Origin of the sequence: Flavobacterium sp. (genome assembly GCF_031411595.1) — a bacterium.
Lineage (GTDB): Bacteria > Bacteroidota > Bacteroidia > Flavobacteriales > Flavobacteriaceae > Flavobacterium.
In genome coordinates this window covers 34,625-56,017 of record NZ_JANOBI010000053.1, presented here as the reverse complement: position 1 = coordinate 56,017, position 21,393 = coordinate 34,625, and the positions used below count along the sequence as shown (strand labels likewise).

The 21,393-nt window shown below is 38.0% G+C and carries 16 protein-coding genes and 1 tRNA gene; 15 read left to right on the top strand and 2 right to left on the bottom strand.

Features of this window, described 5'->3' with window-relative positions; all coding sequences use genetic code 11:
* The first annotated feature begins 154 nt into the window (after positions 1-154).
* Positions 155-225, top strand: a tRNA-Gln gene (locus RMO03_RS12640).
* A 54-nt stretch (positions 226-279) separates the two neighbouring features.
* Here RMO03_RS12640 and RMO03_RS12635 read toward each other — a convergent pair.
* Positions 280-1,104, bottom strand: coding sequence for a universal stress protein (locus RMO03_RS12635; RefSeq protein ID WP_309642466.1), 825 nt, complete (start codon positions 1,102-1,104; stop codon positions 280-282).
* Between the two features lie 175 nt (positions 1,105-1,279).
* On the opposite strand from RMO03_RS12635, the gene rimP reads away from it, so the two are divergent.
* From rimP to infB, 3 genes are all read left to right on the top strand, one after another.
* Positions 1,280-1,744 (top strand): ribosome assembly cofactor RimP, encoded by a 465-nt coding sequence (rimP, locus tag RMO03_RS12630; protein WP_309642465.1) that lies wholly within the window; start codon positions 1,280-1,282, stop codon positions 1,742-1,744.
* Positions 1,745-1,758: 14 nt separating this feature from the next.
* Complete coding sequence (gene nusA / locus RMO03_RS12625) at positions 1,759-3,003, top strand: transcription termination factor NusA (RefSeq protein ID WP_309642464.1); 1,245 nt, start codon at positions 1,759-1,761, stop codon at positions 3,001-3,003.
* 91 nt (positions 3,004-3,094) lie between these two features.
* Positions 3,095-5,851, top strand: coding sequence for a translation initiation factor IF-2 (infB, locus tag RMO03_RS12620; protein ID WP_309642463.1), 2,757 nt, complete (start codon positions 3,095-3,097; stop codon positions 5,849-5,851).
* A gap of 103 nt (positions 5,852-5,954) precedes the next feature.
* Here the strand turns inward: infB and RMO03_RS12615 are convergent, their stop codons facing one another.
* Positions 5,955-6,344 (bottom strand): SPOR domain-containing protein, encoded by a 390-nt coding sequence (locus tag RMO03_RS12615; protein ID WP_309642462.1) that lies wholly within the window; start codon positions 6,342-6,344, stop codon positions 5,955-5,957.
* 216 nt (positions 6,345-6,560) lie between these two features.
* On the opposite strand from RMO03_RS12615, the gene RMO03_RS12610 reads away from it, so the two are divergent.
* The 11 genes from RMO03_RS12610 (at position 6,561) to queG (ending at position 21,389) form a co-directional block, all read left to right on the top strand.
* Positions 6,561-7,901 (top strand): c-type cytochrome, encoded by a 1,341-nt coding sequence (locus RMO03_RS12610; protein ID WP_309642461.1) that lies wholly within the window; start codon positions 6,561-6,563, stop codon positions 7,899-7,901.
* 36 nt (positions 7,902-7,937) lie between these two features.
* Complete coding sequence (locus RMO03_RS12605) at positions 7,938-10,997, top strand: TAT-variant-translocated molybdopterin oxidoreductase (protein WP_309642460.1); 3,060 nt, start codon at positions 7,938-7,940, stop codon at positions 10,995-10,997.
* Positions 10,998-11,024: 27 nt separating this feature from the next.
* Positions 11,025-12,428, top strand: coding sequence for an NrfD/PsrC family molybdoenzyme membrane anchor subunit (gene nrfD, locus RMO03_RS12600; protein ID WP_309642459.1), 1,404 nt, complete (start codon positions 11,025-11,027; stop codon positions 12,426-12,428).
* Positions 12,421-12,948, top strand: coding sequence for a DUF3341 domain-containing protein (locus RMO03_RS12595; RefSeq protein WP_309642458.1), 528 nt, complete (start codon positions 12,421-12,423; stop codon positions 12,946-12,948). Before nrfD ends, RMO03_RS12595 begins: the two co-directional genes overlap by 8 nt.
* 4 nt (positions 12,949-12,952) lie before the next feature.
* A complete protein-coding gene (locus RMO03_RS12590; protein WP_309642457.1) occupies positions 12,953-13,495 on the top strand; it encodes a cytochrome c in 543 nt (180 codons plus the stop codon).
* 30 nt (positions 13,496-13,525) lie between these two features.
* A complete protein-coding gene (locus tag RMO03_RS12585) occupies positions 13,526-14,995 on the top strand; it encodes a quinol:cytochrome C oxidoreductase (RefSeq protein ID WP_309642456.1) in 1,470 nt (489 codons plus the stop codon).
* A gap of 18 nt (positions 14,996-15,013) precedes the next feature.
* Positions 15,014-16,171, top strand: coding sequence for a cytochrome c oxidase subunit II (locus RMO03_RS12580; RefSeq protein WP_309642455.1), 1,158 nt, complete (start codon positions 15,014-15,016; stop codon positions 16,169-16,171).
* A gap of 22 nt (positions 16,172-16,193) precedes the next feature.
* The gene (locus RMO03_RS12575) at positions 16,194-18,002 is read left to right on the top strand and encodes a cbb3-type cytochrome c oxidase subunit I (protein ID WP_309642454.1); all 1,809 of its coding nucleotides are present in this window, start codon (positions 16,194-16,196) and stop codon (positions 18,000-18,002) included.
* Positions 18,003-18,083: 81 nt separating this feature from the next.
* Positions 18,084-19,106: a Holliday junction branch migration DNA helicase RuvB gene (ruvB, locus tag RMO03_RS12570; RefSeq protein ID WP_309642453.1), complete on the top strand. Its 1,023-nt coding sequence runs from the start codon at positions 18,084-18,086 to the stop codon at positions 19,104-19,106.
* Between the two features lie 10 nt (positions 19,107-19,116).
* Positions 19,117-20,463, top strand: a complete 1,347-nt coding sequence (locus RMO03_RS12565) for a cytochrome P450 (protein ID WP_309642452.1) — start codon at positions 19,117-19,119, stop codon at positions 20,461-20,463.
* Positions 20,460-21,389, top strand: coding sequence for a tRNA epoxyqueuosine(34) reductase QueG (gene queG, locus RMO03_RS12560; RefSeq protein WP_309642451.1), 930 nt, complete (start codon positions 20,460-20,462; stop codon positions 21,387-21,389). The genes RMO03_RS12565 and queG overlap by 4 nt, the downstream gene beginning before the upstream one ends.
* Positions 21,390-21,393: the final 4 nt, after the last annotated feature.

The window sequence follows — 21,393 nt, the reverse complement described above, 5'->3', positions numbered from 1 at the left end:
CATTAACAAAAAATTCTACACTATAAAAAGCGAATTGAATTTCTGATTTTCAGCGAAGTGATTCCTTTGAAATTATTTTTTAATAAAATATCTATAAATAGTTGCTCAAAATAAAATTTATATTAAATTTGCACTCGCTTAACAGCAATGGAATTGGTCTATGGTGTAATGGTAACACAACTGTTTTTGGTGCAGTCTTTCAAGGTTCGAGTCCTTGTAGACCAACAAAAAACTCCTCAAGTAATTGAGGAGTTTTTTTATTTTAGGGTTAAATAGAATTTATATTTTGAAAGTAATTACCGGTCGAACAGCGTGATTCACCAAATCTTCACTTATGCTTCCGTTGAAGAAATGCGCGAAACCAGTTCTGCCGTGCGTGCACATTCCGATTAAATCAGCATTGACACTATTGGAGAAATTCAGAATTCCTTTTTCAACATTGACATCATTATAGATGTGTAAAGTGTAATTAGGATAATTAAACTCCTTCATAAAATCGTTCATGATTTTCTCTGCAACGTGTGTTGGTTTAAAGCTGTTAGGTGTGTTGATCATGACCAAACTCAACTTAGAATCAAATGATTTTGCAAAGTCGACCAATTGAGCAAAAGGTTTTTTAATTTCACTTGAAAAATCTGAAGCGAAAACAAAATTCCCGGCTTTGAAACCATCATTTTTATTTTTAATCACTAAAACAGGAGCTTCAGAAAAGCGAACTACTTTTTCAGTATTCGATCCGATAAACATTTCTTGAAAACCGCTAGTTCCGTGAGAACCCATAACGACAAGGTCAACATTGTTTTTTTTGCTGACTGCTAAAATACCATCGAATGCTTTTTCGAATTGAATGATTTCTGAAACATTAATTCCTTCCAAATAATCTACATCCATTAAATCTTCGAGATTGCTGATGGCTTGGTCCTTATAAAACATAATTTCAGGAATTTGATGTCCACTTCCTATTGCATCACCGGCTTGATGAGGTAACTCTAACATATGCAGCAATATAATTTCGCTATTATTCTCTTTGGCAATTTGCGCTGCAACTCTTAAGGCGTATTCAGCATGTTCGGAAAAATCGGTTGGGACTAAGATTCGTTTCATAATAGAAGTGTAAGAAATTTTATAAATCGGTTAGATACATTAATGGAATAAAAGTAATATTTTTTTTTTACAACTCCTATGATTTTTGAATTATAAAAAAACACTATATTTGCACGGTTATTTATTAAAAACTAAATAATGAGGGAAGCAATGCTTCCCTCTTTTTATAAAAAATATGGCATTTAAAGAAAAAGTACATCAATTATTAGCAACAGGATTAGAAGAAAAACCTGAAATCTTTTTAATTGATTTGACGATTACTGAAGCTTTCAAGATTATTGTAACTTTAGATGGAGATCACGGTGTGCAATTGCAAGATTGTATTGATGTCAGTCGCGTCATCGAACATAATCTGGATCGCGAAGAACAAGATTTTTCTTTAGAAGTAGCATCAGTTGGCGTAGGTTCGCCGTTGAAGTTAGTGCGTCAATACATCAAAAATATCGGCAGAACATTAATCGTAAAATTAGCAAATGAAACTATCGAAGCCCAATTGATAGCTGCTAATGAAAATTTTATAACTTTAGCATGGGAAGCTAGAGAACCAAAAAAGATCGGAAAAGGTAAAGAAACGGTTCAGAAAAAACAGGAAATACCTTATTCGGAAATCAAAGAAGCAATTGTTACAGTAACATTTTAAATTAAAAAGTTGGCATGGAAAATTTAGCATTAATCGATTCATTTTCAGAGTTTAAAGACGATAAACTTATTGATCGTGTAACGCTTATGGCGATTTTGGAAGATGTATTTAGAAATGCATTGAAGAAAAAATTCGGGTCGGATGATAATTTTGATATCATCATCAATCCTGATAAAGGTGATATGGAAATCTGGAGAAGAAGAGTTATCGTTGCAGATGAGGACTTGGATTTAGAGAATGAAGAAATTACATTAACCGAAGCCAGAAAAATAGAACCTGATTTCGAAATAGGCGAAGAAGTTTCTGAAGAAGTAAAATTAATCGATTTGGGTAGAAGAGCAATTTTGGCTTTGCGTCAAAACTTGATTTCTAAAATCCACGAACATGATAACACTAATCTTTACAAGCAATTTAAAGATTTAATCGGTGAAATATACACAGCGGAAGTACACCACGTGCGTCCAAGAGTGGTAATTTTGGTTGATGATGAAGGAAACGAAATCGTATTGCCAAAAGAAAAACAAATTCCATCAGACTTTTTCCGTAAAGGGGATAACGTTCGCGGTATCATTGAAAGTGTTGAACTCAAAGGAAACAAACCTCAAATCATCATGTCCAGAACTTCTGAGAAGTTTTTGGAAAAATTGTTTGAGCAAGAAATTCCTGAGGTTTTCGATGGTTTGATTATGGTGAAGAAAGTAGTTCGTATACCAGGAGAAAAAGCTAAAGTTGCCGTAGATTCATACGATGACAGAATTGATCCGGTTGGTGCATGTGTCGGAATGAAAGGTTCTAGAATTCACGGGATCGTTCGAGAATTAGGAAATGAAAATATTGATGTTATCAATTATACTAGCAATATTCAGTTGTTTATCACAAGAGCATTAAGCCCTGCGAAAGTGTCGTCGATTAAAATTAATGATGAGACCAAAAGAGCCGAAGTGTTTTTGAAATTAGAAGAAGTGTCTAAAGCGATTGGTCGTGGTGGTCACAACATCAAATTAGCAGGTTTGTTAACAGGTTATGAATTGGATGTCATTAGAGAAGGCAATATCGCGGAAGAAGAAGATGATGTTGAATTAACAGAATTCTCAGATGAAATTGAAGCTTGGGTCATCGATGAGTTTGCAAAAATTGGTTTGGATACCGCCAGAAGTATTTTGAAACAAGACGTTGAAGACTTAGTGCGAAGAACCGATCTTGAAGAAGAAACCATTCTTGATGTCATGCGCATTTTGAAAGAAGAGTTTAATGCATAAATAAGCATACACAACACAACACCCGAGGCGCAACGCAGCCGAACTGTTTGGAGCGCAGCGGAATAAAAAAAGGTACAAATAAAAAGATTTTATGTCTGAAGAAAGAGTAATAAGAATAAACAAGGTTTTAAGGGAATTCAATATTTCGTTAGAAAGAGCAGTAGATTATCTTAAAGATAAAGGAATTGTCATTGATGCCAATCCAAATGCTAAAATTTCTGACGCGGAATATGGTATTCTTCAAGGCCAATTTGCAGGCGATAAAGGGAATAAAGAAGCTTCGAAAGAAGTGGGCGAGGAAAAAAGAAAAGAAAAAGAAGCTTTACGTTTAGAAAGAGAAAAAGAAATTGAAGACAAACGTAAAATCGATGAAGAGCGTCAACGTCAAGAAGTAATCAAAGCGAAAGCTACAGTTACTGGTCCAAAGCAAGTGGGAACAATCGATCTCAATACTCCAAAAACTCAGACAAAAGCAGTTGAGAATGCAAAACCTGAAGCTGAAAAACTAGCAAAAAAAGAAGTTGAAGCGGTTCAACCAGAATCTAATGTTGATCAAAAACCAGTGGCTAATGCAACGCAAGCCAGTGAATCAACCGAAACTCCGATTGATGAATCGATAACAACGCAATATCAAAAACTTTCAGGTGCTACTTTAACAGGACAAACGATTGATTTGTCTCAGTTTAATAAACCTAAAAAGAAAAAGGAAGAGCCTAAAATCACACCAAACAAACCCGGTGCGGCTGCCAATGCTAATTCCAATCTTAATAAAAATAAAAGAAAACGTATTCCGCCAAAACCGGGTGAAGTAAGACCGGGCGGAGCAGCAACTGCAGGTGGTGCAAATCCTAACAGAATTACACCAAACACAGGAGGAAATAGAGATAGCAAACCAGGTTTCGTAAAAGGAAATAGACCAGCTATCATAGCTAAAGTAGAGCCAACAGAAGAGGAAGTTAAAAACCAAATTCGTGAAACTTTAGAAAAACTTCAAGGTAAAGGTGGAAAATCAAAAGCGGCTAAATACAGACGTGATAAAAGAGAAACACACCGTCAAAAATCGGATGACGAACAAAGATCGATTGAAGAAGGCAGCAAAACCATTAAAGTAACAGAATTTGTTACTGTAGGTGAAATTGCCATCATGATGGATGTGCCAATTACCAAAGTGATTGGAACTTGTATGTCACTTGGAATTATGGTGACGATGAACCAACGCCTCGACGCTGAAACATTAACCATCGTTGCGGATGAATTTGGTTTTGAAGTAGAATTCATCACCACAGAATTAGAAGATTCGATTCAATTAGAAGAAGATAAAGAAGAAGATTTAGTAGCACGTGCGCCGATTGTAACCGTTATGGGTCACGTCGATCACGGAAAAACTTCGTTGCTAGATTACATTCGTAAAGAAAACGTAATAGCCGGTGAATCGGGAGGAATTACCCAACACATTGGTGCTTACGGAGTAACTTTAGATAACGGACAAAAAATCGCATTCCTTGATACACCGGGTCACGAAGCCTTTACGGCGATGCGTGCTCGTGGAGCTCAAGTAACCGATATCGCCATTATTGTGATTGCTGCGGATGATGATATCATGCCACAAACAAAAGAAGCGATTAGCCATGCTCAAGCAGCGAATGTTCCAATTATTTTCGCCATCAATAAGATTGATAAACCCAATGCTAATGTCGAGAAAATCAAAGAAAAATTAGCAGGTATGAACTTGCTCGTTGAAGATTGGGGAGGAAAAATTCAGTCACATGATATTTCAGCGAAAGCAGGAACAGGAGTCAAAGAATTATTAGAAAAAGTATTGTTAGAGGCTGAGATTTTAGATTTAAAATCGAACCCAAACAAATCGGCATCGGGAACTGTTGTTGAAGCTTTCCTTGACAAAGGGAAAGGATATATTTCTACAATTTTGGTTCAAAACGGAACATTGAAAGTCGGCGATTACATGCTTGCAGGAAAACACCATGGAAAAATTAAAGCCATGCATGACGAACGTGGACATGTCATCAAAGAAGCGGGTCCATCAACTCCGGTTTCGGTTTTAGGTTTGGATGGTGCTGCTACAGCGGGAGATAAATTCAATGTTTTTGAAGATGAAAGAGAAGCCAAAGCCATCGCTGCAAAACGTACGCAATTGATGCGTGAGCAATCGGTGAGAACACAACGACATATTACGTTGGCGGAAATCGGAAGACGTATTGCCTTAGGTCAATTTAAAGAATTGAACATCATTCTTAAGGGTGACGTTGACGGTTCTGTGGAAGCGTTATCAGATTCATTCTCAAAATTATCTACTGAAGAAATTCAAATTAATATCATACACAAAGGTGTCGGAGCGATTACTGAAACCGACGTAATGTTGGCTTCTGCTTCCGACGCGATTATCATCGGATTTAATGTTCGTCCGGCCGGAAATGCAAGACAATTAGCTGACAAAGAAGAAATCGATATCCGTAATTATTCAATTATCTACGATGCTATCGATGATTTAAGAGATGCGATGGAAGGTATGCTTTCTCCGGAAATGAAAGAAGAAATTACAGGAACTGCTGAAATCAGAGAGATTTTTAAAATTTCTAAAGTCGGTTCAATCGCAGGTTGTATGGTGATGGATGGTAAAATTTCGAGAAATTCTAAAATCAGAATCATCCGTGAAGGTGTTGTGGTTTTCACAGGAGAATTGATTGCTTTAAAGCGATTTAAAGACGATGTGAAAGAAGTTTCGAAAGGATACGATTGTGGAATTCAAATCAAGAATTATAACGACATCGAGGAAAGAGATACTATTGAAGCGTTCCAAGAAGTTGCTGTCAAAAAGAAATTGAAATAAGTAACTAAGTACCTGAGTTACTGAGATAAAAAAAAGCGTCCAATTTTGGACGCTTTTTTTATGGTTTGAAGCTAAATTACTCAGGCACTCAGTGGCTCAGAAACTATTTATTTGGCTTAATCAAAAAAGCATTTGGGTACCTTTTTTTAAGTTCCACCAAATTGCGTTCAGATTCAATTCTCGATTTAAAATTTCCAATCCATACTTTATACGTTGGTGTACTAAAAACAATGGTGCCGTCGTAATTTTTGAAATCTCTTCTAAATTCACTTAAAGTTTTCTTCGAGCTTTCGCTATCGCCATTATAAATCTGAATTTTATAGCGATCATTTACCGTAATTGAAGCGTTAATTTTTCTTTTTTCATTTAACAACTGTTCGAATTTATCATCTTGGGTAATGGTTAAATTTCCGTCTTGTGCATATAAATTTAAACAACTTACACCTAAGAATGAAGCTATTAAAATGGCATTTCTTAATGTTAAAATTCTCATAAAGCAGTGATTTTTATACAAATGTAGTATTTCTTAAATTAAACAAAAGAACAAACATTATTTAGAATTAATATAAATTGATATTTAAGAGTATTTTAAGGTTTTGAGAATAGTTCATTAATCGTATTTTTGTCCAAGTTTTCAAACAAGGTGTCAATAAATACTGAATTTTCGGTACGAAGTTCATACCATTTTTAGTCGATAATCATTCAAAATATGAAAAAAGTGGGTAACCATAATTCGATTTCAAGAATTTATATCTTTAGCTTAGCATTTTTGCTAACGTTCTCCTTAACTTCCATAGCTCAAAACCCTGCACCGGCTACAGTCGCTACAGCTGCGCCCGCCGCGCCTGTTGCTGCAACCGGAGGAGGCGATGCTGTAAAAGGAAAAGAATTGTTCAACACCAATTGTGCAGCTTGTCACAAACTCGATGCTAAGTCAACCGGCCCTGCGTTGCGTGGTGTTTCAGGCAAACATGATATGGCGTGGATTTACAAATGGGTTCACAACAGTTCAGAAATGATCAAGTCTGGTGATGCCGCTGCTGTAAAACTTTTTGCAGAAAATAACAATGCCGTGATGACTGCTTTCCCGCAGTTGTCAGAAGCAGATATTGATAATATTATTGCCTATACTTCTGAGCCTAAAGCACCACCTGTTGAAGTATTGCCAGGTAAAGAAGCTGCTGGTGGGGGTGGGAATAGCACCGGAGGCATTTCAAACGAATTGATCTTATTCGCACTCGCGATTGTCATGTTGATGTTGGTTGTGATGTTGGTTTTGGTCAACAGAGTTTTGACAAGAATCGCAAAAGCCAACGGTATTGAAGTGGCCGATAAAGAAGCGACAACACCAATCTGGAAAGCTTTCGCAAGAAATCAATTTTTAGTTTTGGTAACTTCAATCTTTTTGATTTTAGCTAGTGGTTATTTTGTGTATGGATACTTAATGCAAATTGGTGTTGATCAAAATTATGAGCCAATTCAACCGATTCATTATTCACACAGAATTCACGCAGGAAGCAACGGTATCAATTGTAAATATTGCCACTCGGCTGCTCGTGTTAGTAAAAACGCAGGAATCCCTTCGTTGAATGTTTGTATGAATTGCCACAAAAATATTGCTGAAGTTTCTGATACTACAGCAACTCCAGATCATTCAAAAGCATTCTACGACGGAGAAATCAAAAAATTATATGCTGCAGTAGGTTGGGATCAAACCACTCAAAAATATACAGGAAAAACACAACCAGTAAAATGGGTTCGCATTCACAACTTGCCTGATTTCGTTTATTTCAACCACTCACAACACGTTACTGTTGCGGGAATTGAATGTCAAACTTGTCACGGACCAGTTCAAACCTATGAAATTCAAAAGCAATTCGCGCCACTTACTATGGGTTGGTGTATCGATTGCCACAGAAAAACGGATGTGAAAATGGAAGGCAACGAATACTATACTAAAATTCACGAAGAACTTTCTAAAAAATATGGTGTAGACAAATTGACTGCAGCACAAATGGGCGGTTTAGAATGCGGTAAATGCCACTACTAATCGAAATTATTAAGAAGCTAAATATTTATATATAATATGTCATCAAACAAAAAATACTGGAAAAGTGTTGAAGAACTAAACGAAAATAGTTCTATTGTTGAGGCACTTAGAAATAACGAGTTTGTTGAGGAAATTCCAACGAATGAGTTTTTGAGTGATGCGGAATCACTTTCAAATTCTTCAACGACACGTCGTGATTTCTTAAAGTACGTCGGATTCAGCACTGCTGCTGCAACATTGGCCGCTTGTGAAGGTCCGGTTCATAAATCAATTCCTTATGTACTTCAGCCGGAGCAAATCATCCCTGGCGTTGCAGATTATTATGCAACTTCAGTTTTTGATGGTTTCGATTTCGCTAATCTTTTAGTGAAAACTCGCGAAGGTCGTCCGATTAAAATAGACAATAACACCATGCCGGGTGCAAAATTTGCAGCCAATGCGAGAATTCATGCTTCTGTACTTTCTTTGTATGACAGCATGCGTTTGAAGCAACCAAAAATTGCAGGTAAAAACGCCACTTGGACTGATGTTGACGCCAAAATAAAAACAAGTTTGACTGCTGCTAAAACCAGCGGAAAGCAAACCGTTTTGTTGACAAGTACCTTAGCAAGTCCATCGACTGAGAAACTAATCGCTGATTTTATCGCTAAAAATCCAAATGCAAAACACGTTGTTTACGACGCTGTTTCTTCTTCGGAAGCTTTAGATGCTTTTGAAACGGTTTATGGAGAAAGAGCTTTAGTGGATTATGATTTCTCAAAGGCTTCTTTGATTGTTTCTGTGGATGCTGATTTTCTTGGGGATTGGCAAGGTGGAAGTTATGATAAAGGTTACTCACAAGGTAGAATTCCTAAAAACGGAAAAATGTCACGTCATTTCCAATTGGAAGCCAACATGACTTTATCCGGAGCTGCTGCTGACAAACGTATTCCGATGACGGTTGCGAATCAGAAACAAGCTTTAGTTAAAATATACAATATCGTTACAAATTCATCTGTAGCAACTGATAAAATCGAAAATGAAGCAACTGTAATCAAAGCTGCGCAACAATTGAAAGCGGCTGGCCGTCAAGGTCTTTTGGTTTCAGGTATTCAAGATAAAAATGCCCAAATGCTGGTGTTGGCGATTAACCAAGCGTTAGGAAGTGAAGCTTTCTCAACGGTTGGAACACGTCAAATCAGAAAAGGTTCAAATGAAAAAATGACACAATTCCTTGCTGATATGAAAGCAGGAAATGTGCATACTTTAATCATGAGCGGCGTCAATCCTGCTTATACTTTATCAAATAGTGCTGAGTTTGTTGCTGCTTTGAAAAAAGTATCACTTTCAGTAGCATTTTCATTGAAAGAAGACGAAACAGCTTCGGTAACTACAATTGCTGCTGCGGCACCACATTATTTAGAATCATGGAATGACGTATCAATCGTAAAAGGTTCTTATGGCATTACGCAACCAACGATTCGCCCATTATTCGATACCAAACAATTTCAAGACGCTTTGATGTCATGGAATGGTACTTCAGGAACTTACTACGATTATTTAAAAGCGAATGCATCAGCGATAGTTTCAGGTTCATCTTGGAACAAAGTTTTGCATGATGGAATTTACGTTGGGGCTTCTGCACCTGCTTCAGGTGGTTCAGCAGATTTTTCTTCTGCAGCAAGTATTTTAGTAGCTGCTAAAAGTCCAGCCGGATTTGAATTGGTTTTATATACTAAAACAGGTTTAGGTGACGGACAACAAGCGAACAATCCATGGTTGCAAGAGTTTCCAGATCCGATTACAAGAGTTTCTTGGGATAACTATGTGACGGTTTCGAGAGCAGATGCTGAAAAATTGGGATTGGAAAATCATAACGTTGCCAACGGTGGTTTGAATGGAAGCTATGCTACATTAACCGTTAATGGAAAAACTTTAGACAACGTTCCGGTAATTATCCAACCGGGTCAAGCACTAGGAACTTTAGGTTTGGCTTTGGGTTATGGTAAAAAAGCAGCTTTAAAAGAAGCAATGCAAGTAGGTGTTAATGCTTACTCATTATATAATAATTTCAACAACGTTCAATCGGTATCGATTAAGAAAGCGTCAGGCGAGCATGAATTTGCTTGTGTACAATCGCAAAAAACCTTAATGGGACGTGGCGATATTATCAAAGAAACGACTTTAGAAATCTTCAATACAAAAGATGCTGAAGTTTGGAATGAACAACCTAAAGTTTCTTTAGATCACGAAGAAGTGGCTGCTACGACTGTAGATTTATGGGCGCCATTTGATCGTTCTGTTGGACATCATTTCAACTTATCTATCGACTTGAATGCTTGTACAGGTTGTGGCGCTTGCGTTATCGCTTGTCACGCTGAAAACAACGTTCCTGTTGTCGGTAAATCGGAAGTAAGAAGAAGCCGTGATATGCACTGGTTGCGTATTGACAGATATTATTCTTCTGAAGATACTTTCGCTGAGGATGATGAGAAAAAAGACAATTTCAAAGGATTGTTCGGAGCTAAAGGTTCGTTAGGTGGTTTCGGTGAAATGGAACATCCAAATGACAATCCTCAAGTGGCTTTCCAACCGGTAATGTGTCAACATTGTAATCACGCTCCATGTGAAACGGTTTGTCCTGTTGCTGCAACATCGCATAGCCGTCAAGGTCAAAACCATATGGCATACAACAGATGTGTGGGTACAAGATATTGCGCAAACAACTGTCCATATAAAGTACGTCGTTTCAACTGGTTCCTATACAACAAAAACAGCGAATTCGATTATCATATGAATGATGATTTAGGACGTATGGTCTTGAATCCTGATGTGAATGTTCGTTCTCGTGGGGTTATGGAAAAATGTTCGATGTGTATTCAAATGACACAAGCCACTATTCTTAGCGCGAAACGTGATGGAAGAGCCATTAAAGATGGTGAATTCCAAACCGCTTGTTCGAATGCCTGTTCTTCAGGAGCGATGGTTTTTGGAGATGTCAATGATGAAATAAGTCAAGTGAAAACTTTGTCTGAAGAAGAAAGAATGTATCACTTATTAGAGCATGTTGGAACAAAACCAAATGTGTTCTACCATGTGAAAGTTAGAAATACTTAAGAAAAATTAAAATCAATTTAAAGGATTATGTCTCATATATACGATTCAAGTATTAGAAAACCTTTAGTTATAGGTGATAAATCATATCACGATGTAACAGTAGATGTAGCGGCACCGGTTGAAGGTAAAGCCAACAAACATTGGTGGATTGTGTTTTCAATTGCATTAGCCGCATTCCTTTGGGGATTGGGTTGCATCATTTACACCATCTCTACCGGTATCGGAACTTGGGGATTAAACAAAACAGTAGGTTGGGCTTGGGATATCACGAATTTCGTTTGGTGGGTTGGTATTGGTCACGCCGGAACGTTAATCTCTGCGGTACTTTTATTATTCCGTCAACGATGGAGAATGGCAATTAACCGATCTGCGGAAGCGATGACCATTTTCTCTGTAATTCAAGCAGGTTTGTTTCCAATCATCCACATGGGGCGCCCTTGGTTAGCGTATTGGGTTTTACCGATTCCAAATCAATTTGGTTCTCTTTGGGTGAATTTTAATTCACCATTACTTTGGGACGTATTTGCAATCTCAACTTATCTTTCTGTTTCACTTGTTTTCTGGTGGACAGGTTTATTACCGGATTTCGCCATGATTCGTGACCGAGCAGTCAATCCTTTTCAAAAAAGAATTTATACCATATTAAGCTTCGGATGGAGTGGTAGAGTGAAAGACTGGCAACGTTTTGAAGAAGTATCTTTGGTACTTGCAGGTTTGGCTACACCACTTGTACTTTCCGTACACACCATCGTATCGATGGACTTCGCCACTTCGGTAATCCCAGGTTGGCATACTACAATCTTCCCTCCGTACTTCGTTGCAGGAGCGGTATTCTCAGGATTCGCGATGGTAAATACTTTACTTATCATCATGAGAAAAGTGTCTAACTTAGAAGCCTACATCACCATCCAACATATCGAATTGATGAACATCATCATCATGATTACCGGTTCTATCGTTGGGGTTGCCTATATCACTGAGTTATTCATCGCTTGGTATTCAGGTGTTGAATACGAACAATACGCCTTCTTAAACAGAGCTACCGGACCTTATTGGTGGGCTTATTGGTCGATGATGACTTGTAATGTGTTCTCGCCTCAATTCATGTGGTTCAAAAAATTAAGAACGAGCATCATGTTCTCATTCATCATCTCGATTGTGGTAAACATCGGAATGTGGTTCGAGCGTTTTGTAATTATCGTGACTTCCTTACACAGAGATTACCTTCCATCATCATGGACGATGTTTTCACCAACATTCGTTGATATCGGAATATTCATAGGTACTATCGGTTTCTTCTTCGTTTTATTCTTATTGTACGCACGTACCTTCCCGGTAATTGCACAAGCAGAAGTTAAAACAATCTTGAAAGCGACTGGAGAATATTATATTAAAGAAAGAGAAGCAAATAAACATTCACATCATGAGTAATAAAGTTATTTACGCCATTTATAATGACGATGACACTTTGATGGATGCTGTTAAGAAAACCAGAGCAGCGCACCACCATATTGAAGAAGTTTTCACGCCATTCCCGGTTCACGGTTTGGATAAAGCGATGGGTATTGCACCGACAAGAATAGCCATCTGTGCTTTTATCTATGGTTTGTGTGGACTATCATTCGGAACTTGGATGATGAATTATGTCATGATTATGGATTGGCCTCAAGATATCGGAGGTAAACCAAGTTTTAGCTATATCCAGAATATGCCGGCTTTCGTGCCGATTATGTTCGAAGAGACCGTATTTTTCGCAGCCCACTTAATGGTAATCACTTTTTATATGAGAAGCAGATTATGGCCATTCAAAGCAGCAGAAAATCCTGATGTGCGAACGACAGACGACCATTTTCTTATGGAAGTTGCCGTAAACAATAACGAAAAAGAACTCGTTTCATTTTTCGAAAGCACAGGAGCAGTAGAAGTTAAAGTAATTGAAAAGCATGATTAGCCCTATGAAAAGCGTATATAAAATATCACTTTTAGTTTGCATTGCTATTTTCGTTTCGTCTTGTCACAACAATTCGCAGCCAAACTATCAATACATGCCTAATATGTATGAAGCGGTAAGCTATGAAACGTACTCAGAATCGGGTGCTTTCAAAAACGGTAAAGAAGGTCAACTACCAGTTGATGGTACAATCAATAGAGGTTCTGAAGTGTATGAATACCCAAATACAACTGCCGGTTTAGAAGCAGCAAGAGCATCTTTGAAATCACCGCTTGATTCGACTTCGGTTGACATGGAGAAAGGAAAAGCACTTTTCGAAATCTATTGTGCCATTTGCCATGGTAATGCCGGAGACGGAAAAGGGAAATTAGTAACGCAAGGAAAATTCTTAGGAGTTCCTAGTTACAAAGACAGACCGATTACGGCTGGAAGTGTTTTTCACGTAGAAACTTACGGTTTGAACTCGATGGGTTCTTACGCAAACCAATTGAACACGCATGAGCGATGGTTGGTTTCGGCGTATGTGATGAAACTTAAAAGCGAATAATAATTGTAGAACAAACTGATCTTAATAGATATGTATACATTTTCAAGTAAATTAAAAACATTCTCCTTCATCCTGATGATCATTGGTATTCTTGGGATTGGATATGGTTTTTTAAATGCGCCTAAAACTAATGAAGACGTTGAAAAAATCTTAGCAGCCAACGAGCATGAAGGTCATCATGCAGCGGGCGCTCACCAACCAGAAGCCGCTGCCGAACACAAAGCAGAAACTCCGGTTGTTGAAAAAGATACAGTAAAAGCGGAACCAGTTGCAACAGCTTTGGATTCTCTTGCGAAACCAATAGATACTACAAAAACTGAAGTGGCTGTTACAGCACCAGTTAAACATAAAGAAGAAAAAGAAGTTTCTGAAGCCGATGCACATGCCGCTCACGAAAAACACTTAGCGCATGTATTACAACAATTGCAAAACAAGCCATGGTCTGCATTATATGTAGCGTGTATATTTTTCATGTTGATTACTATGGGTGTTTTAGCTTTCTACGCCATTCAACAAGTAGCACAAGCAGGATGGTCTCCTGTATTGTTTAGAGTAATGCAAGGAATTACCGCTTACTTACCAGTTGGTTCTGTTATTTTCTTTTTACTATTGATATTATGTGGTATGCATATGAATCATATGTTCCCATGGTTGGATCCGAATGTAGTAGCAGAAGATAAAATTATTCAAAACAAAGCGGGTTATTTGAATTTCCCATTTTGGATTATCAGAGCTGCCATATTCTTGTTGGGTTGGAATCTATACCGTTACTTCTCAAGAAAAAACTGTTTGGCCCAAGACGAATCCAATGACAATAGTTTCTACAAAAAGAACTTCAATATTTCAGCAATGTTCTTGGTATTTTTCATCGTAACTGAATCCATCATGTCATGGGATTGGATTATGTCACTTGATCCACATTGGTTCAGTACATTATTCGGTTGGTATGTTTTCGCAAGTTTCTTTGTAAGCGGCATCACGACAATCTGCATGGTAACAATATACTTGAAAGGAAAAGGATATTTAGAGCATGTCAACACAAGTCACATCCATGATTTAGCAAAATTTATGTTTGGTATCAGCGTATTCTGGACATACTTATGGTTCTCACAATTTATGTTGATTTGGTACGCCAACATTCCAGAAGAGGTAACTTATTTCGTAACCAGAATAGAGCACTACAACCTTCCATTCTTTGGAGCTGTCGTGATGAATTTTGTGTTCCCTATCCTAATCTTAATCAACACCGATTTCAAAAGAATCACATGGGTTTTGGTGATGGCAGGAACTGTAATTCTGTTAGGTCATTATGTTGATTTCTTCAATATGATTATGCCGGCTACCGTTGGTGACCAATGGTTCATCGGCGTGTCTGAAATCAGCTCAGTACTTTTCTTCCTTGGCTTATTCATTTTTGTGGTATTCACCGCTTTAACAAAAGCACCGTTGTTACCAAAAAGAAACCCATACATCGAAGAAAGTAAACATTTTCATTATTAATATTTAAAGTAAAAACAGATGACAAGTTTGTTGGTAATTATAGTTTTATTTTTATTATCAATTGCATTATGGCAGTTAACCAAGATATTTGACTTGACACAAGTGGGTGCCGATTCAAATGATTCTGGTGTAGCCAATGATAATGACAATAATGTTCAAGGATATTTAATGTTTGGCTTTTTAGCTTTTATTTACATATTTACAATTTACGGTTTATTCAAATGGGGCGGATTGGTACTTCATACGCCAGCTTCTGAGCACGGTGGTTTGATTGACAATTTGATGAACATCACTTGGGTTTTAATCTTCATTGTTCAAACGATTACTCAAGCGTTACTGTACTATTTTGCTTTTAAATACAGAGGAAAAAAAGACCAACAAGCATTATATTTCGCGGACAACAACAAACTAGAAGTAATCTGGAGTGTTATTCCTGCTATCGTTCTTGCAGGTTTGATTCTTTACGGATTGTATGCTTGGTCGAACATCATGTTTATCGACAAAGACGAAGACACGATCGAAATTGAACTTTACGCACAACAATTCAAATGGACAGCAAGATATTCCGGAGACGATAATGTTTTGGGAAAAGCCAATGTAAGATACATTGAAGGTATCAATACTTTGGGTATAGATGCATCAGATCCAAATGCGCAAGATGATAAAGTGGTTACGGAATTGCACCTTCCAAAAGGAAAGAAAATTCATTTCAAAATGCGTTCTCAAGATGTATTGCACTCAGCTTACATGCCACACTTTAGAGCACAAATGAACTGTGTTCCAGGTATGGTAACTGAATTTGCATTCACGCCAATCTACACAACGGATGAAATGCGAGAAATGCCATTCATGCAAGAAAAAGTAGCCAACATCAACGCGATAAGAACTAAAAAAAGTGCAGAGTTAGTAGCTCAAGGTCAAACGGCACTTGATCCTTACACTTTTGATTACTTGTTATTGTGTAATAAAATTTGTGGTGCATCGCATTACAATATGCAAATGAAAATTGTGGTAGACACACCAGAAGAATATAAAAAATGGGTAGCGTCTAAACCAACTTTCAAAGAAGAATTAAAAGCTGCAGCAGCTACACCCGCAACTGATGCGAAAGCTAAAGGGGCAGATTCTACAGTTGTGCCTTCTGATAAAATGATGGCCCAAGTAGTTAAAAAGTAAAAATAAAATTTAAACCTATATTATGTCAGCAGAAGCTCTAGATCACGGACACGATCACGCACACGATCATGATCATGAACACCACCATAAAGATACTTTCATAACCAAGTATATCTTTTCTATCGATCATAAAATGATTGCCAGACAATACTTGATTACGGGTATCATCATGGGTGTTATAGGTGTTGGAATGTCGATGCTTTTCAGAATGCAATTGGCATGGCCTGAAGAATCTTTCAAAATTTTCAATTTCCTTTTGGGTGATAAATTTGCTCCAAATGGGGTTATGACCAATGATATTTATTTGGCGTTGGTTACGATTCACGGTACCATCATGGTATTCTTCGTATTGACGGCCGCATTAAGCGGAACCTTCAGTAACCTATTGATTCCACTTCAAATTGGAGCACGAGATATGGCTTCCGGATTCTTGAACATGGTTTCCTACTGGTTGTTTTTCACTTCAAGTGTGATTATGGTTTGTTCTTTATTCGTTGAATCAGGACCAGCATCAGCAGGTTGGACAATTTATCCACCATTGAGCGCATTGCCTCAAGCGATTGGTGGTTCGGGAGCAGGAATGACTTTGTGGTTGGTTTCAATGGCGATATTCATTGCTTCTTCTTTGTTAGGATCACTAAATTATATCGTAACGGTGCTTAATTTAAGAACCAAAGGTATGTCATTTACAAGATTGCCACTAACGATATGGGCTTTCTTCATCACAGCGGTTATCGGTGTGATTTCATTCCCGGTATTATTATCCGCTGCATTATTATTAATCATGGATAGAAGTTTCGGTACTTCTTTCTTCTTATCGGATATCTACATCGCAGGAGAAGTTTTACACTACCAAGGTGGTTCTCCGGTTTTATTTGAACACTTATTCTGGTTCTTAGGACACCCTGAAGTATACATCGTATTATTACCAGCTTTAGGAATTACTTCTGAAGTGATTGCAACCAATTCTCGTAAACCAATCTTTGGATACAGAGCCATGATTATGTCAATTATTGCGATTGCATTCTTGTCAACGATTGTTTGGGGTCACCATATGTTTATGTCGGGAATGAATCCGTTCCTCGGTTCGGTATTTACATTCACCACATTGCTGATTGCGATTCCGTCTGCCGTAAAAGCATTCAACTACATCACAACACTTTGGAAAGGTAACTTACAATTGAATCCTGCCATGTTGTTTTCAATCGGATTGGTTTCTACTTTCATCACTGGAGGTTTAACAGGAATCATTCTTGGAGATAGCACACTAGATATCAACGTGCATGATACGTATTTCGTAGTAGCCCATTTCCACTTAGTAATGGGAATCTCTGCACTTTACGGAATGTTCGCTGGAATCTACCACTGGTTCCCAAAAATGTTCAAACGCATGCTCAATAAAAACTTAGGATACATTCACTTCTGGGTAACAGCTGTTTGTGCTTATGGTGTTTTCTTCCCAATGCACTTTATCGGATTGGCAGGTTTGCCAAGACGTTATTACACCAATACGAATTTCCCATTGTTCGATGATCTTCAAAATGTAAACGTATTGATTACCACTTTCGCTTTGGTTGGAGGGGTTTTCCAATTGGTGTTCTTGTTCAACTTCTTCTATAGTATTTTCTACGGAAAGAAAACTGTTCAAAATCCATGGAAATCAAACACATTAGAATGGACTGCTCCAATCGAGCACATCCACGGAAACTGGCCAGGAGAAATTCCTCACGTATACCGTTGGCCATATGACTACAGCAAACCGGGTCATGATGATGATTTCGTACCTCAGAATGTACCGATGAAACCTGGCGAAGAGCAATTGCATCACTAGCCTTGAATCCATATAAAAAATGCCTTTCCATATCGAAAGGCATTTTTATTTTCACCCCAACTATTTCCTTATATTTGTTTCATGAATGAGAATCTAGACCCAACCAATTTCAACTACAATCCCGAAGAACTCGATCTCGAAAAAAAATTGAGACCGCTTTCTTTTGATGATTTCTCAGGACAAGATCAAATCCTAGACAACCTCAAAGTATTCGTTGAAGCTGCCAATCAAAGAGCCGAAGCTTTAGACCATACACTGTTTCACGGACCGCCGGGGTTGGGAAAAACTACCTTGGCAAACATTCTCGCCAATGAGTTGGGTGTTGGAATCAAAATCACTTCGGGCCCGGTACTCGACAAACCCGGAGACTTAGCAGGATTGCTAACGAACCTCGAAGACAGAGACGTGCTTTTCATAGACGAAATCCACCGATTGAGCCCGATTATAGAAGAATATCTTTATTCGGCAATGGAAGACTTTAAAATCGATATCATGATTGAGTCAGGGCCAAATGCCAGAACAGTTCAACTCAATCTGAATCCATTTACGCTTGTCGGCGCCACAACACGTTCGGGTTTATTGACTGCTCCGATGCGCGCACGATTCGGAATCCAAAGTAGATTGCAATATTACACTACAGAATTACTAACGACGATTATACAACGAAGCGCAGCCATTTTAAAAATGCCCATCACCATGGAAGCTGCCATAGAAATAGCAGGAAGAAGCCGCGGAACACCAAGAATCGCTAATGCATTATTGCGTCGCGTTCGTGATTTTGCACAAATCAAAGGCAATGGCAAAATCGATATTGAAATTGCCCGTTATGCACTAAAAGCACTCAACGTTGATGCGCATGGTTTGGATGAAATGGACAACAAAATCCTAACAACCATCATCGATAAATTTAAAGGTGGACCGGTTGGTTTATCCACTTTAGCCACAGCCGTTTCTGAAAGTAGCGAAACTATCGAAGAAGTCTATGAGCCGTTTCTGATTCAAGAAGGTTTTATCATGCGCACCCCTCGCGGACGAGAAGTGACTGAAAAGGCATACCAACATTTGGGGAAAATCAAAACCAATATTCAAGGCGGACTTTTTTAATTGATGCATCATGTCTGACCATAAAAAATACCATTATCCAAAACAACTTTCGATAGTTAGGTTTTTATTAAAGGCAGAAAGTATCCGTAAAAATCCGATTCCGTTTCACAAAAAATTCTTCGATCAATTTGGAGACACTTTTTCTTTAAAGATTGGTAAAACAAAACATGTTATTCTTTCGAGGGATAATGAGGTAGCGGAATACATACTTCAAAAGAACCACAAGAATTATCAAAAATCTGAACTCCAAACCAAATTCATATCTAAATATTTAGGACATGGATTGTTAACGGCCAATGGCGATTTTTGGTTGAAACAGCGTCGTTTAATCCAACCTGCTTTTCACAAACAGAAAATGAATCAATTGGTTCAGAACATGCAGCAGACCATTGTTGCAGAATTGCAAGATTTACCCGAAGAAAATGCAGTGGCACTTTTTCCAATCATGAATCAATTGGCTTTTAATGTGGTCGCAAAATCGCTATTTCACCTATCAGTCAGTGAAGAAAAATTGAGCCGACTTAAAATCATTATCAATGATGTTCAAGAATTTCTTATCAAAGAAATACGATTGCCTTACAAAGCATTTTGGTTTAAAATCAGCGGTCAAATAAAAAAGCATCAGGCATTAGCACTTGAAAGCGATGCTATCATTAAGGAAATTGTTGAAGAACGCATTACATCCAAAAGCCAACAAAATGACTTGCTCGACATGCTGCTTGAAACGCGATATGAAGATTCCGGCGAATCGATGTCGACCCAACAACTCATCGATGAAATTAAAATTCTTTTCATTGCCGGACACGAAACTACTACCAATGCGCTCACTTTTACATTGCAGCTTTTAGGAAATCATCCCGAAGTGCAGCAAAAAGTTTTTGAGGAGTTAACTGCAATCGCTTCTGAAACAGATGATATTGTAGAGCAACTTCAAAAAATGACTTACACCAATGCAGTGCTCAATGAGTCGATGCGCTTGTATCCGCCGGCTTGGATCACCGATAGAGAAAATATTGCAGATGATACGCTTTTAGGATACAGCATCAAAGAAAAGACACTCATTGGCGTTTCGTTTTATGAATTGCATCGAAACCCAAAATATTGGGAAAATCCCGAAGATTTTAATCCGGAACGGTTTCTTGGCGATCAAAAAAAGCAATCCTATCAATATTTTTATCCTTTTGGAGCTGGGCCGAGAATGTGCATTGGGCTTGGTTTTGCGATGTATGAAATGAGCCTCACATTGGCTTACATTATAAAAAAATACAAAGTAGTTTCGGCTGATAAAAACATCAAAATAAATCCTTTGGTTACTTTAAAACCTGTTGGCGCTGCCGTAACTTTTTCAAAACGATGAAGGCAGATTCTAAAAAAAGTGACTATTCCAAATGGATAAAAGCCGAAGCTAAACGTTTGGGGTTTTTGTCTTGCGGGATTTCCAAATCAGGTTTTCTTGAAGCAGAAGCACCACGTTTGGAAAATTGGCTCAATCAAAACCAACATGGGCAAATGGCCTATATGGAAAACCATTTCGACAAACGGCTCAATCCGAATTTATTGGTTGATGATGCCAAAAGCGTCGTGTCGTTGCTGCTCAATTATTATCCATCCGAAACCCAACCTGACGATACCTATAAAATTTCAAAGTATGCTTACGGACAAGACTATCATTACGTCATCAAAGAAAAATTAAAAGAACTTTTACATTCGATTCAACAAAATATCGGTGAAGTTTCCGGACGCGCATTTGTTGATTCCGCTCCGGTTTTAGATAAAGCTTGGGCAGCTAAAAGCGGTTTAGGTTGGATTGGTAAAAACAGCAACTTGATTACTAAAACCATAGGTTCGTATTATTTCATCGCTGAACTCATCATCGATTTAGAATTAGATTACGACAATCCAACAACCGACCATTGCGGTTCTTGCACGGCTTGCCTCGATGCTTGCCCGACTGAAGCCATTGTGGCGCCGTATGTGGTTGATGGCAGCAAATGCATTTCGTATTTCACAATCGAACTCAAAGATAATATTCCATCTGAGATGAAGGGAAAATTGGATGATTGGGCTTTCGGTTGTGATATTTGTCAAGACGTTTGCCCCTGGAATCGGTTTTCGAAACCGCATAGTGAACCACTATTCAACGCCAATCCTGAGTTATTATCAATGACCAAAAAAGATTGGGAAGAAATTACCGCTGACACCTTTCAAAAGGTTTTCAATAATTCAGCAGTCAAACGCACTAAGTTTGAAGGGTTGAAACGCAACATTGATTTCTTGAAATGATATT

Coding starts and splice junctions, on each gene's coding strand:
- RMO03_RS12565 (WP_309642452.1), top strand. CDS start 19,117: ATGTCTGACCATAAAAAATACCATTATCCAAAACAACTTTCGATAGTT.
- rimP (WP_309642465.1), top strand. CDS start 1,280: ATGGCATTTAAAGAAAAAGTACATCAATTATTAGCAACAGGATTAGAA.
- RMO03_RS12585 (WP_309642456.1), top strand. CDS start 13,526: ATGTATACATTTTCAAGTAAATTAAAAACATTCTCCTTCATCCTGATG.
- RMO03_RS12595 (WP_309642458.1), top strand. CDS start 12,421: ATGAGTAATAAAGTTATTTACGCCATTTATAATGACGATGACACTTTG.
- RMO03_RS12575 (WP_309642454.1), top strand. CDS start 16,194: ATGTCAGCAGAAGCTCTAGATCACGGACACGATCACGCACACGATCAT.
- RMO03_RS12580 (WP_309642455.1), top strand. CDS start 15,014: ATGACAAGTTTGTTGGTAATTATAGTTTTATTTTTATTATCAATTGCA.
- ruvB (WP_309642453.1), top strand. CDS start 18,084: ATGAATGAGAATCTAGACCCAACCAATTTCAACTACAATCCCGAAGAA.
- nrfD (WP_309642459.1), top strand. CDS start 11,025: ATGTCTCATATATACGATTCAAGTATTAGAAAACCTTTAGTTATAGGT.
- infB (WP_309642463.1), top strand. CDS start 3,095: ATGTCTGAAGAAAGAGTAATAAGAATAAACAAGGTTTTAAGGGAATTC.
- RMO03_RS12610 (WP_309642461.1), top strand. CDS start 6,561: ATGAAAAAAGTGGGTAACCATAATTCGATTTCAAGAATTTATATCTTT.
- RMO03_RS12590 (WP_309642457.1), top strand. CDS start 12,953: ATGAAAAGCGTATATAAAATATCACTTTTAGTTTGCATTGCTATTTTC.
- queG (WP_309642451.1), top strand. CDS start 20,460: ATGAAGGCAGATTCTAAAAAAAGTGACTATTCCAAATGGATAAAAGCC.
- RMO03_RS12605 (WP_309642460.1), top strand. CDS start 7,938: ATGTCATCAAACAAAAAATACTGGAAAAGTGTTGAAGAACTAAACGAA.
- RMO03_RS12615 (WP_309642462.1), bottom strand. CDS start 6,344: ATGAGAATTTTAACATTAAGAAATGCCATTTTAATAGCTTCATTCTTA.
- RMO03_RS12635 (WP_309642466.1), bottom strand. CDS start 1,104: ATGAAACGAATCTTAGTCCCAACCGATTTTTCCGAACATGCTGAATAC.
- nusA (WP_309642464.1), top strand. CDS start 1,759: ATGGAAAATTTAGCATTAATCGATTCATTTTCAGAGTTTAAAGACGAT.